Source organism: Yersinia artesiana (assembly GCF_902726545.1).
Lineage (GTDB): Bacteria > Pseudomonadota > Gammaproteobacteria > Enterobacterales > Enterobacteriaceae > Yersinia > Yersinia artesiana.
This window is the reverse complement of the sequence record NZ_CACVAD010000009.1, coordinates 1-12,292: the sequence shown is the minus strand read 5'-3', so window position 1 is coordinate 12,292 and position 12,292 is coordinate 1. Positions and strand designations below refer to the sequence as shown.

Sequence of the window (12,292 nt, the reverse complement as noted above, 5' to 3'; positions counted from 1 at the left end):
AGAGAGGACACAATGCAGGGTTCTGTGACAGAGTTTCTAAAACCGCGCCTGGTAGATATCGAGCAAGTCAGTTCGACGCACGCCAAGGTGACCCTTGAGCCGTTAGAGCGTGGCTTTGGCCATACTCTCGGCAACGCACTGCGCCGTATTCTGCTTTCATCTATGCCGGGTTGCGCGGTGACCGAGGTTGAGATTGATGGTGTACTGCATGAGTACAGCACCAAAGAAGGCGTACAGGAAGATATCCTGGAGATCCTGCTCAACCTGAAAGGGCTGGCGGTGAGAGTTCAGGGTAAAGATGAAGTTATTCTTACCCTGAATAAGTCTGGCATTGGCCCTGTGACTGCAGCCGATATCACCCATGATGGTGATGTCGAAATCGTCAAGCCGCAGCACGTTATCTGCCACCTGACCGATGAGAACGCATCTATTAGTATGCGTATCAAAGTTCAACGTGGTCGGGGTTATGTGCCGGCTTCTGCCCGAATTCATTCGGAAGAAGATGAGCGCCCGATTGGTCGTCTGTTAGTAGACGCATGCTATAGCCCTGTAGAGCGTATTGCCTACAATGTTGAAGCAGCGCGTGTAGAACAGCGTACCGACCTGGACAAGTTGGTTATCGAGATGGAAACCAATGGTACGATCGATCCTGAAGAGGCGATCCGCCGTGCGGCAACTATCTTGGCTGAACAGCTTGAAGCTTTCGTTGACCTACGTGATGTACGTCAGCCGGAAGTTAAAGAAGAGAAGCCAGAGTTTGATCCGATCCTGCTGCGCCCTGTTGACGATCTGGAATTGACTGTCCGCTCTGCTAACTGCCTCAAGGCAGAAGCTATCCACTACATCGGTGATCTGGTACAGCGTACCGAGGTTGAGTTGCTGAAAACGCCTAACCTGGGTAAAAAATCTCTTACTGAGATTAAAGACGTGCTCGCATCACGTGGTCTTTCTTTAGGCATGCGCCTAGAAAATTGGCCACCGGCTAGCATTGCTGATAACGAGTAACCGGATCACAGGTTAAGGTTTTACTGAGAAGGATAAGGTCATGCGCCATCGTAAGAGTGGTCGTCAACTGAACCGTAACAGCAGCCATCGCCAGGCTATGTTCCGTAACATGGCCGGCTCTTTGGTTCGTCATGAGATAATCAAGACGACCCTGCCGAAAGCGAAAGAGCTGCGTCGCGTTGTTGAGCCGCTGATTACTCTTGCCAAGACCGACAGCGTAGCTAATCGTCGTCTGGCATTCGCCCGCACTCGTGATAACGAGATCGTGGCAAAACTGTTTAACGAGCTAGGCCCGCGTTTCGCGAGCCGCGCCGGTGGTTACACTCGCATTCTGAAGTGTGGCTTCCGTGCAGGCGACAACGCACCGATGGCTTACATCGAGTTAGTTGATCGTGCTGCATCGCAAGCAGAAGTAGTTGCTGCAGAGTAATCTGTAAACGCGTAAAAAAACCGGGCTTGCCCGGTTTTTTTACGTCCAGAATTCAGCAAGATAGATATCTACCCCTCGTATCTTTCCTCTTTCCTCTTATTATTTATCTGCCAATCCATTAATCTTAACTACCACTCCACTTTGTGTACTCTGATCTTTAGGAGGGGATATGGGATTGATTGACGAATGGGCTGAAAGACACATTATCAGTGCTCAAGAAAAAGGCGAACTCGATAATTTACCTGGGTATGGTCAACCATTAATACTCGATGATGATACCTTCGTTCCCGCTGAGCTAAGAGCCGGATACAGATTACTGAAGAATGCGGGATACCTTCCCCCAGAATTGCAGGATAGGCAGGAAGCACTCACTATCACTGATTTATTATCACATCTCGACAAGCAGCATAATGACTATGGGGAGTTACATAAACGATTGGTTTTATTAGAGCTAAGGTTGAAGCAGGCAGGTCTTAGCACGGATTTTCTGCATAAAGAATATCAGCATAAAGTGACATATAAACTGTCTAAAGAGGAATGACGAATGTTAAAGATTGGGCAGATCGCTAAACTTGCTGACGTAACGCCAGATACTATTCGCTATTATGAAAAACAGGGAATGATGGATCATGGTGAACGGACTGAAGGTGGCTACAGGCTTTACACCGAACAAGATTTACAGCGTTTGCGGTTTATCCGTTATGCAAAGCAACTTGGTTTTACATTAGAAACGATTGCCGAATTATTGTCGATCCGCGTCGATCCTGAACATCATACCTGCCAGGAATCGAAGGCTATTGTAGATTCCCGCTTACTCGATGTAGAAAGTAAAATTACAGAGCTAAAAAGAATGCGGGACTCACTACAACGGCTTAGTGATGCATGCTGTGGTAGCACGCATGCCACGACTTATTGCTCAATTTTAGAGGCGTTGGAACAGGGAGCTGCTGACGAGTTAGATAGGAATTAAATCTTTTAAATGGATAGTTTTAATCAGTTCACGCAAGCGGTATTATTCGTGGGATTTTTAATCAATATTTTCATTAGTGAGGCACTTCTATGACGACATATCGGCATAACAAAGGAAAAATTAAGGACAACGCGCTGGAAGCTCTACTCCATGATCCTCTTTTCAGACAACGTATTGAAAAGAATGTTAAAGGTAAAGGAAGCTATCAGCGTAAAGAAAAACACGCAAAAGGTGGTAACTGGGAGGCCAGTGGTAAGCAATCAATCGATTTATTACCACTGGCCTTCTCGATTTGAAACTAATAAAAAAGCCATCACTTGATGGCTTTTGACGTTAAATAAGGCTGTAGTTATTTTGGCTGTTGTGCTTTCAGTAAATCACGAATCTCTGCGAGCAGTTTTTCTTCTGTTGTTGGTGCTGGCGATGCTGCAGGTTCTTCCGCTTTTTCACGGCGTAATTTATTCATCAGTTTAACGGCAGAGAAAATAGCTAGCGCAACGATGACAAAATCAAAAACACTTTGAATAAAGCTACCGTAATTCATTACAACGGCAGGGATATTTCCTTCGGCGGCACGTAATACGAAATGGAATTGTTTGAAATCGACCCCACCGAGTAATAAACCTAATGGTGGCATTATGATATCGGCAACAAGTGAAGAAACAATTCTGCCAAATGCAGCACCAATAATTACCCCGACAGCCAGGTCGACCACATTGCCACGCATGGCAAATTCACGAAATTCCTTCATAAAACTCATAACCAACACCCCCTTTAAAATGAACGACTTAATTTTAGCTAAATAAAACGGAATACAGCCATAATTATAGGAAACTTTTTTATTCTCTATCGGAATAGTTTTAATTTAATCGTCTTTGATTACAAGAAGAATGGACTAGGTTGGAACAACCGCTCCACATCAGGGACAAATTTTTTGTGGGTAATAAACATCACAACATGATCCCCCTGTTTAATAACCGAGTTCCCATTAGCAATGATAACTTCGTCACCACGAACAATTGCCCCAATAGTTGTCCCCGGTGGCAGTTTTATATCTTCGACCATGCGGCCTACTACTTTTGATGTGGTTTCATCACCATGCGCAATGGCTTCTATCGCTTCTGCAACACCGCGTCTTAATGATGACACGCTAACGATATCGGCTTTACGTACGTGACCTAATAGTGCGGAAATAGTGGCTTGTTGTGGTGATATAACAATATCAATAACACTTCCCTGAACCAGATCGACATATGCACTACGCTGGATTAATACCATTGCCTTTTTAGCACCCATGCGTTTTGCGAGCATGGCGGACATAATATTAGCTTCATCATCATTAGTAATGGCAATAAAAACATCAACCTGTTCAATATGCTCTTCTGCCAATAATTCCTGATCTGATGCATCGCCATAAAATACGATTGTATCGTGCAGCATTTCTGCTAATTCGGCAGCGCGTTGCTGATCCCGCTCGATTAATTTTACGCTATAGTCTTTTTCTAATCGTAGCGCCAGGCCTGCCCCAACGTTCCCACCGCCGACAATCATGATGCGCTTATAGGGTTTTTCCAGCCGTTGCAGTTCACTCATTACGGCCCGGATATGCTGCGAGGCGGCAACAAAGAAAACTTCATCACCAGCTTCAATAATTGTAGAACCTTGTGGGCGGATTGGCCGGTCTTGACGAAATATAGCCGCGACTCGGGTATCAATATGCGGCATATGTTCACGTAAAGATGATAATGCATTGCCGACTAATGGCCCGCCGTAATAGGCCTTGACCGCAGCAATACTGACTTTACCTTCAGCAAAATTGACTACCTGCAACGCGCCTGGATATTCGATTAGTTTATAGATGTAATCTATAACTAGTTGTTCGGGTGATATTAAATGGTCAATAGGAACCGCTTCCGGTAGAAACAGTTTATCTGCTTCACGAATATATTCAGCTGAACGAATGCGAGCTATGCGATTTGGCGTGTTAAATAGCGAGTAAGCTATTTGGCAGGCAACCATATTGGTTTCATCTGAATTCGTTACGGCAACCAACATATCGGCATCTTCGGCCCCGGCTTCTCGTAAAATTCGCGGGTGCGAACCATGGCCTTGCACGACTCGCAGATCAAATTTATCTTGCAACTGGCGTAACCGGCCGGAATCGACATCCACTACGGTAATATCGTTGTTCTCACCCACCAGATTTTCTGCCAGGGTACCGCCAACTTGCCCCGCCCCAAGAATAATTATTTTCATAGCGTTCTCTGTTTCACACTGAAATTAGGTTTGAGGCAGCAAAGGCCACGGCTATCTCTTGATCAACTTTGCATAATAAAAACCATCACCATCCTCAGGATGTGGCAAGTTTTGCCTGCCAGGTGCTGAAGCTGTACCGGTTTCGACCAATTCTGCTTCACCGTGGCGTTGCAGGAAAGTGGCGATCTGCTGCTGATTCTCTTCGGGCAATATTGAGCAGGTAGCATAAACCATTACGCCACCTTTTTTCAGTTTAGGCCAGATAGCTTCAATTATCTCAGATTGGAGCTGGGCCAACTCGGCGATATCACTGTCTCGGCGCAACCATTTGATGTCTGGGTGTCGGCGAATAACGCCGGTTGCGGAGCAAGGGGCATCTAACAGGATTCGGTCGAATTGTTGATTACCACACCATTCATCTGGCGTTCGGCCATCGCCGACTCGCACGTCGGCATGCAATTTAAGGCGTTGTAAGTTTTCTTTAACCCGGCTGAGGCGCTGCTCATCTATATCGACAGCTAATACATGGGCCTTTGGCGCAGCTTCCAGAATATGAGTTGTTTTCCCCCCCGGAGCGGCACACAAATCGAGGATCTGCTCACCATTTTGTGGATCAAGCAGATCAACACAGCCTTGTGCCGATGCATCTTGCACCGTTACCCAGCCAAGTTCAAAGCCAGGGAGATCACTGACAGCGCAAGGTGTGATAAGGCGAACAGCGTCAGGGTAAAAGTCATGAGGCAGGGCATCAATATTGGCTTGCTTCAATAGCTCAAGATATTCACTGCGTGAATGGTGTAGTCGGCTTACGCGTAGCCACATGGGTGGTTTCTGGTTATTTGCATCCAGGATCTGTTGCCAGTTATCAGGATAGGCCCGCTTAATTCGTGCCAATAACCAGCTTGGATGGAGATAGTGACTATCGTTATTTGCAGCCCGTTCCAGTAATTCCACTTGTTGGCGCTGGAATTGACGCAGCACGCCATTGATTAGCCCTTTTAACTGCGGGCGTTTGAGTGCAGTTGCACCTTCGACAGTCTCCGCCAGCGCCGCATGAGGTGGAATTCGTGTGTATATCAGCTGATAAAGCCCAACCATAATCAGATAATGAAAAACACGCTGTTTGCCAGTCATTGGGCGTGCCATTAACTGTTGGATACACCACTCTAGCTGTGGGAGGACACGCAAAGTGCCAAAACACAACTCCTGCAACAATGCGCGATCTTTATCGGAAATGTTTTTATGTAGCCCAGGCAAAACGGTACTGAGCGATTGCCCCTGATCCAATACCTGGCTAATTGCTTTAGCAGCGATGCTGCGGAGATTATATGTGTTTTTCATAACCAAAAAAGCCGACAAACGTCAGCAAATAAAAGGAAAGTGGCCCGATGATGAAGTATCGGGCGATGTATATAGCTGTAGCTACTGGGCTATTATGCTAGCCGACTACCGGGTGTAAACCATTCGCGCCGTGAATTTAACAAGTCAGCAGCAGACATGGCTTTCTTCCCGGCTGGTTGCAGTTGCGTGATATTCAAAACACCATCAGCGGTTGCAACTTGAATGCCATGCTTATCGGCATGAATGATTGTCCCAGGTGCTGCATGATCAACAGTTGCGAGCACTTGTGCTTGCCAAACTTTGACAGGTTGTTCATCAACAACGAAATAGCTGACTGGCCAAGGATTGAAAGCACGAATACAACGCTCTAACTGGACAGCAGAAAGTGACCAATCTAATTTGGCTTCCTCTTTGCTAAGTTTTTCTGCGTAGGTAACTTGCGCTTCATCTTGAACTTCGGGCTGTGCAGTGCCTTCGGCCAGCTGTTGTAATGTTACCAACAAACCCTGAGGGCCGAGCTGCGCCAACTTATCGTAGAGCGTTGCACTGGTATCTTCTGGCTGAATATCACACTCAATTTTATGCAACATATCACCGGTATCTAGCCCGACATCCATTTGCATGATTGTCACACCGGTTTTTACATCACCTGCCCATAATGAACGTTGGATTGGTGCAGCACCGCGCCAGCGCGGCAGCAGAGAACCATGGACATTAATACAACCTAATCGTGGCATGGTCAAAACAGATGCTGGGAGAATTAAGCCGTAGGCGACCACCACCATAATATCCGCGTTAAGATCGGCAACCAGGTGCTGATTCTCTTCTGGCCGTAAAGATTTTGGCTGAAAAATGGGAATATTATGTTGTTCGGCTAAGACTTTAACCGGACTTGGAGTGAGTTTATTCCCTCGGCCAGCCGGGCGGTCTGGTTGAGTGAAAACCCCCACAATCTGATGTTGAGATGATAACAGCGCGCTTAAATGGCGCGCTGCAAAGTCAGGAGTTCCGGCAAAAATAATCCGCAAAGAATCAGACACATTGGTTTCCTGAATTAAAAGGGGTTAGTTGGCACGAGCATTCAGCTTGGCCATTTTCTCCAGCTTTTGGCGGATGCGCTGACGTTTCAGTGGTGATAAATAGTCCACAAACAGTTTACCAACCAAGTGGTCCATTTCATGCTGAATGCAAATTGCCAACAAATCATCAGCTTCTAGCTCGAACGGTTTGCCGTCACGATCTAATGCTCTGATTTTGACTTTTTCAGCTCGAGGAACCAATGCACGTTGCTCAGGAATGGATAAGCAACCTTCTTCAATGCCGGTTTCACCGCTTTTTTCCAACAGTTCAGGGTTAATCAACACTAAACGCTGGTCACGATTTTCCGAAACATCAATGACAATAATTTGCAGGTGAACATCCACTTGTGTTGCAGCAAGGCCAATACCTTCCTCTGCGTACATCGTTTCGAACATGTCGTCCACGATACGCTGGATTTCACCATTGACTTCTTTTACCGGCGCTGCAATTTTGCGCAGCCGCTCGTCTGGGTAATGTAATACTTGTAATACTGACATAAATATCTAGATCTGCGTCCGAGTAGTGAATGATATTCAATCCTTATTCTAGACATTTCCGGCTCTGATTGACAGCATCGTCTACCAATTGAACAAATCGGCGCAATCTTAGGCAGTAAGCCATGGAGATGATATGTTAGCGGCAGAATTATGGCTCAGGATGGGCCAGGTCAAAGGGCTTGGAACAATAAAAAGCAGTGCCTTGGTCAGGAGATTACTCGCCAGTGGTGATGTTCACCTCGGGAGATTAGCTGCCTACGGGTTAGAACCGCAGCAATGTCAGCAATTTACTCAGGTGGAGCCTCACTATATTGATGCTACCCTAACCTGGCTGGATCACCCCTCTCATCACTTACTGGCTTATGGCGAGCCAGGTTATCCGCCGCGTTTGACTCATATTTCCTCCCCTCCATTGGTCATTTTTGCCGCTGGCGAACTTGATGTTCTTTATCGACCACAAGTTGCCATGGTGGGGAGTCGTCATTTTAGTCATTATGGCGAACATTGGGGGCGACATTTTGCTTCAGAACTGGCTCTTACGGGGTTAGTTATCACCAGTGGCCTGGCTATGGGGATTGACGGGATATGCCATAAGGCGGCTTTAAATTCTAAAGGAAAAACTATTGCGGTATTAGGTAGCGGTCTGGAAAACATATACCCACGTCGTCACAGCCAATTAGCGCGCGAAATTGAACTCCAAGGTGGTGTTTTGGTATCAGAGTTTCTGACAACAGCATTACCTGTTGCCACTCATTTTCCCAGAAGAAATCGTATTATCAGTGGGTTAAGCTCTGCTGTATTGGTGGTTGAAGCTACACTGAAAAGTGGCTCTTTAATTACTGCCCGCTATGCTATGGAACAGGGGCGAGATGTGTTCGCCATACCGGGGCCATTGGGCAGTGCAACCAGTGAAGGCGTTCATTGGTTGATTCAGCAGGGAGCTTACCTGGCCAGGTCTGCCCGTGAGGTCGCCGAACAGGTCGGTGGCTCGCTGCAATGGATATCATTACCCGAGAAAGTAATTATTTCTTCATCCGAAGAGCAAGTTGAATTGCCATTTGCCGAGGTGTTGGCTAACGTAGGAGATGAGGTGACACCCGTTGATGTCGTCGCCGAACGCGCCGGCCAACCTGTGCCAGATATCGTCAGCAAATTGCTCGAGCTGGAGTTAGCAGGGTGGATCGCAGCTGTACCCGGCGGCTATGTCCGATTAAGGATGGCAGGCCATGTTCGACGTTCTAATTTACTTATTTGAAACTTATATGCATAACGAGTCGGAAATGCTTGTTGATCAAGACAAGATTACTGACGATCTTGCACAAGCGGGTTTCTATCGTGAGGATATCAACAACGCCCTGAACTGGTTAGAGGCTCTGGCTGACCTACAAGAAGGGCAGAAAACACCTTACCTCTATGCTGCTGATCCGCAAGCACTGCGTATTTATACGGCAGAAGAGTCCCAACGCCTGGATGCCACTTGCCGTGGTTTTATCCTGTTTCTTGAACAAATTCAGGTATTACACCTTGATACCCGTGAGATGGTTATTGACCGTATTATGGCATTGGACTCGAATGAGATTGATCTGGAGGATCTCAAGTGGGTTGTGCTGATGGTGCTATTTAACATTCCGGGTTATGAAAGCGCTTATCAACAGATGGAAGAGTTACTTTTTGAAGTCAATGAAGGTTATTTGCACTAAGTGGTAATATCACGGGTAAATAACTTTATAGATAGAAGGCGTTATGACAAAAATAGTTCCTGCCAAGGATAATGGGTCGTGTCCGGAGTGCGGATCGGCGTTAGTCATTCGCAGCGGCGGTCATGGCCCATTCCTTGGTTGCTCACATTATCCAGGTTGCCAGTACATGCGCCCATTGAAAGCGCAATCTGATGGTCATATCGTGAAAGTTCTGGAAGGGCAGCATTGCCCTGAATGCGGTTCGGATATGGTATTACGGCAAGGGCGTTTTGGTATGTTTATTGGTTGTAGCCAATATCCACAATGTGATCATACCGAAGTCATTGATAAACCTGACGAAACATCGATCGACTGCCCACAGTGTGGGCAAGGAAAATTGCTACAGCGCAAATCTCGGTTTGGAAAAGTCTTCCATGCCTGCAATCGTTACCCCGATTGCCAGTTTACTATTAATCAGCAACCCATTGCGGGAGAGTGTGTTTATTGCCACTATCCATTGTTAATGGAAAAGAGAACAGCACAAGGCGTAAAACGTTTTTGCGCCAGTAAGTTATGTGGGAAGGCAGTCGTCAGTGAGTAATAACAACGTGAGTAGAAATGAGAATAGATCCGCTTTGTCGGATGTGTTGCGGGCATTGCAACAAGAAGAAGTTATTGCCTATCCGACAGAAGCCGTTTTTGGTTTAGGCTGTGATCCTGATAGTGAAAAAGCAGTAAATGCTTTATTAGCATTAAAACAACGGCCATGGCAGAAGGGACTTATCCTCATTGCTGCCAATTATGAGCAGTTAAAGCCGTATGTGGATGACACGGCACTCACTGATACCCAGCGAGAGGCTATTTTTTCCTTTTGGCCTGGGCCGGTAACTTGGGTCATCCCCGCGCGCCCTGAGACACCGCGCTGGCTAACGGGCAGTTTTGATTCATTGGCAGTGAGAGTGAGCGATCACCCACTTGTACAGCAACTCTGTTCCCAATATGGCAAACCTTTGGTTTCAACCAGCGCTAATTTAAGTGGTCAAGAACCATGTCGCACAACGGAAGAAGTCAGAGTGCAATTTGGCTCTTCTCTGCCAGTGCTGGATGGTTTGGTTGGCGGGCGTTTGAATCCATCTGAAATCAGAGATGCACTAACCGGCAAACAATTTCGTCAAGGATAGGAAATAGCATGGATCAGAAGTTCGCAGTGTTTGGTAACCCTATTGGGCACAGTAAATCGCCAAGGATCCATGCGCTCTTTGCCGAGCAAACCGGTATCGAACATTGCTACGGTATGGTTTTGGCCCCGAATGAAACCTTTGAAGAGACATTAACGTCTTTTTTTGCTGGTGGGGCGATAGGTGCAAATATAACGACACCGTTTAAAGAACGTGCTCACGCGAAGTGTGACGAATTGACTGATCGTGCGTCGCTAGCGGGAGCCGTTAATACGATTAAGCAATTAAAAGACGGGCGTTTGTTGGGTGACAATACTGATGGTATTGGTTTACTCAGTGATCTTGAACGACAGCATCTGGTCCAGACGACAGATCGTATTTTATTGGTGGGTGCTGGAGGGGCGGCTAGAGGTGTGATCCTTCCTTTACTTTCATATGGCTGCAAGGTCGTTATCACTAACCGGACTTATGCTCGCGCGCAGCAACTTGCAGAAGTATTCCACCATTTAGGGGATATAGATGCTATTGAGATGCAAGATCTGAGTGGGCAGTCGTTTGATTTAATCATCAATGCGACAGCTTCGGGTATTCATGGAGAAGTGCCAAACTTGCCGATGGATATTATTAGCCCACAAACTCGCTGTTACGATATGTTCTATCAAGCTGATACTACGCCATTTTTAGCGTGGAGCACGGGGTTGGGGGCGACGAGCTATGCCGATGGTTTAGGTATGTTGGTGGGGCAAGCGGCGCATGCTTTTCAGTTATGGCATGGCGTCATGCCTGAAATTACCCCTGTATTAAATCAGTTGCGCGATGAGCTAGCTAAATAGAAAGATATGGAACAATGCAGGGGAGACATGGCTCATTCCCTGCATCAGAAATTAACCTCTATTTAGTTTCTGCTAAATAGTCATCTTTCCAGCGCACATAGTTACCCGCAGAATAAAGCAGGCCTTCTAATTCAGCAGGTGTTAAAGGGCGGACTTGCTTGGCAGGGCTACCCATATAAAGGTGACCACTAACCAATCGCTTGCCAGGGGAAACCAAACTACCCGCTCCAATCATTACATCATCTTCTATAACCGCGCCATCTAGTATGATAGAACCCATCCCTACTAATACCCGATTGCCAATAGTACAACCGTGAAGCATGGCTTTATGCCCGACGGTCACATCTTCACCAATAATCAGCGGGTTTCCCTCGGGATTATGTTCCGAGTGATGAGTAACATGTAACACGCTGCCATCTTGAATATTAGAACGTGCGCCAATACTCACCTGATTGACATCACCCCGAATGGCGACTAGCGGCCAGACACTGACATCATCACCCAAAACAACATTACCAATGATCACACTGGATCTATCGATCATGACGCGTGCACCTAGCGTAGGTAAGTAATGAAGATAGGGGCGAATAGCATCGGACATAATAATAGCCTCTTTATAAGAAAGTACTTTACCGGCAATACTAGCCTTTGCTGATGGAATTACAACCAATTGAGCACGGGGATCGCCGTGAAAATACAGCGGATCGGCCAAGATCTGCACGTAAGGAGTGAAAAGTATTCAAACAGGAAAAAAACACGAAAAAAGAGTTGTGCAAAAAATTCGACTCCCTATAATGCGCATCCATCGAGACGGCACACAACGAATCAAGTAGTTAAGTGACCGGCAAAGAGAACAGAGAAATTCAACGAAATTAAATGTTGACTCTGAATGAGGAAAGCGTAATATGCGCACCTCGCGTTACCAACCAAGTGTTGCTAACGCACTGCTCTTTAACAATTTATCAGACAATCTGTGTGGGCACTCGCAAGACGATATCGAAGCCTGTTTCGACAGGCAGAAGA

General features: G+C 46.5%; 16 protein-coding genes. 10 read left to right on the top strand and 6 right to left on the bottom strand.

The window, feature by feature from the left end; all coding sequences use genetic code 11:
- The first annotated feature begins 12 nt into the window (after nucleotides 1-12).
- The 5 genes from HU019_RS04440 to HU019_RS04420 all read left to right on the top strand — a co-directional run bounded on the left by HU019_RS04440 (nucleotide 13) and on the right by HU019_RS04420 (nucleotide 2,701).
- Complete coding sequence (locus HU019_RS04440) at nucleotides 13-1,005, top strand: DNA-directed RNA polymerase subunit alpha (RefSeq protein ID WP_004709232.1); 993 nt, start codon at nucleotides 13-15, stop codon at nucleotides 1,003-1,005.
- 40 nt (nucleotides 1,006-1,045) lie between these two features.
- Nucleotides 1,046-1,435 carry a 50S ribosomal protein L17 gene (gene rplQ / locus HU019_RS04435; protein WP_004391407.1) on the top strand — a complete coding sequence of 130 codons (390 nt, stop codon included), beginning with the start codon at nucleotides 1,046-1,048 and terminating at the stop codon, nucleotides 1,433-1,435.
- Between the two features lie 169 nt (nucleotides 1,436-1,604).
- The gene (locus tag HU019_RS04430) at nucleotides 1,605-1,976 is read left to right on the top strand and encodes a DnaJ family domain-containing protein (RefSeq protein WP_174847919.1); all 372 of its coding nucleotides are present in this window, start codon (nucleotides 1,605-1,607) and stop codon (nucleotides 1,974-1,976) included.
- A gap of 3 nt (nucleotides 1,977-1,979) precedes the next feature.
- The gene (gene zntR / locus HU019_RS04425; protein ID WP_174847918.1) at nucleotides 1,980-2,405 is read left to right on the top strand and encodes a Zn(2+)-responsive transcriptional regulator; all 426 of its coding nucleotides are present in this window, start codon (nucleotides 1,980-1,982) and stop codon (nucleotides 2,403-2,405) included.
- An 89-nt stretch (nucleotides 2,406-2,494) separates the two neighbouring features.
- Complete coding sequence (locus HU019_RS04420; protein WP_174847917.1) at nucleotides 2,495-2,701, top strand: alternative ribosome-rescue factor A; 207 nt, start codon at nucleotides 2,495-2,497, stop codon at nucleotides 2,699-2,701.
- A gap of 53 nt (nucleotides 2,702-2,754) precedes the next feature.
- Here HU019_RS04420 and mscL read toward each other — a convergent pair whose 3' ends face one another.
- The 5 genes from mscL to def form a co-directional block, all read right to left on the bottom strand.
- Nucleotides 2,755-3,165, bottom strand: a complete 411-nt coding sequence (gene mscL / locus HU019_RS04415; RefSeq protein ID WP_174847916.1) for a large-conductance mechanosensitive channel protein MscL — start codon at nucleotides 3,163-3,165, stop codon at nucleotides 2,755-2,757.
- 119 nt (nucleotides 3,166-3,284) lie between these two features.
- The gene (gene trkA / locus HU019_RS04410) at nucleotides 3,285-4,661 is read right to left on the bottom strand and encodes a Trk system potassium transporter TrkA (RefSeq protein WP_005166392.1); all 1,377 of its coding nucleotides are present in this window, start codon (nucleotides 4,659-4,661) and stop codon (nucleotides 3,285-3,287) included.
- Between the two features lie 51 nt (nucleotides 4,662-4,712).
- Nucleotides 4,713-6,002 (bottom strand): 16S rRNA (cytosine(967)-C(5))-methyltransferase RsmB, encoded by a 1,290-nt coding sequence (rsmB, locus tag HU019_RS04405; protein ID WP_174847915.1) that lies wholly within the window; start codon nucleotides 6,000-6,002, stop codon nucleotides 4,713-4,715.
- 92 nt (nucleotides 6,003-6,094) lie between these two features.
- A complete protein-coding gene (gene fmt, locus HU019_RS04400) occupies nucleotides 6,095-7,042 on the bottom strand; it encodes a methionyl-tRNA formyltransferase (protein ID WP_174847914.1) in 948 nt (315 codons plus the stop codon).
- 24 nt (nucleotides 7,043-7,066) lie between these two features.
- Complete coding sequence (def, locus tag HU019_RS04395) at nucleotides 7,067-7,579, bottom strand: peptide deformylase (protein ID WP_004709217.1); 513 nt, start codon at nucleotides 7,577-7,579, stop codon at nucleotides 7,067-7,069.
- A gap of 133 nt (nucleotides 7,580-7,712) precedes the next feature.
- Here def and dprA point away from each other — a divergent pair, with 133 nt between their 5' ends.
- The 5 genes from dprA to aroE are packed head-to-tail and all read left to right on the top strand — an operon-like array spanning nucleotide 7,713 to nucleotide 11,269.
- Entirely contained in the window at nucleotides 7,713-8,834 is a 1,122-nt protein-coding gene (dprA, locus tag HU019_RS04390) for a DNA-protecting protein DprA (RefSeq protein WP_174847913.1), read from the top strand.
- A complete protein-coding gene (locus HU019_RS04385) occupies nucleotides 8,806-9,279 on the top strand; it encodes a DUF494 family protein (RefSeq protein ID WP_174847912.1) in 474 nt (157 codons plus the stop codon). The genes dprA and HU019_RS04385 overlap by 29 nt, the downstream gene beginning before the upstream one ends.
- A 43-nt stretch (nucleotides 9,280-9,322) precedes the next feature.
- Nucleotides 9,323-9,859 (top strand): DNA topoisomerase family protein, encoded by a 537-nt coding sequence (locus tag HU019_RS04380; RefSeq protein ID WP_174847911.1) that lies wholly within the window; start codon nucleotides 9,323-9,325, stop codon nucleotides 9,857-9,859.
- A gap of 7 nt (nucleotides 9,860-9,866) precedes the next feature.
- On the top strand, nucleotides 9,867-10,439 hold the full coding sequence (gene tsaC / locus HU019_RS04375; protein WP_174847965.1) for an L-threonylcarbamoyladenylate synthase type 1 TsaC: 573 nt from the start codon (nucleotides 9,867-9,869) through the stop codon (nucleotides 10,437-10,439).
- Nucleotides 10,440-10,447: 8 nt separating this feature from the next.
- Nucleotides 10,448-11,269 (top strand): shikimate dehydrogenase, encoded by an 822-nt coding sequence (aroE, locus tag HU019_RS04370; RefSeq protein WP_174847910.1) that lies wholly within the window; start codon nucleotides 10,448-10,450, stop codon nucleotides 11,267-11,269.
- A gap of 58 nt (nucleotides 11,270-11,327) precedes the next feature.
- Here the strand turns inward: aroE and HU019_RS04365 are convergent, their stop codons facing one another.
- Nucleotides 11,328-11,870 carry a gamma carbonic anhydrase family protein gene (locus HU019_RS04365; RefSeq protein ID WP_174847909.1) on the bottom strand — a complete coding sequence of 181 codons (543 nt, stop codon included), beginning with the start codon at nucleotides 11,868-11,870 and terminating at the stop codon, nucleotides 11,328-11,330.
- Between the last annotated feature and the right edge of the window lie 422 nt (nucleotides 11,871-12,292).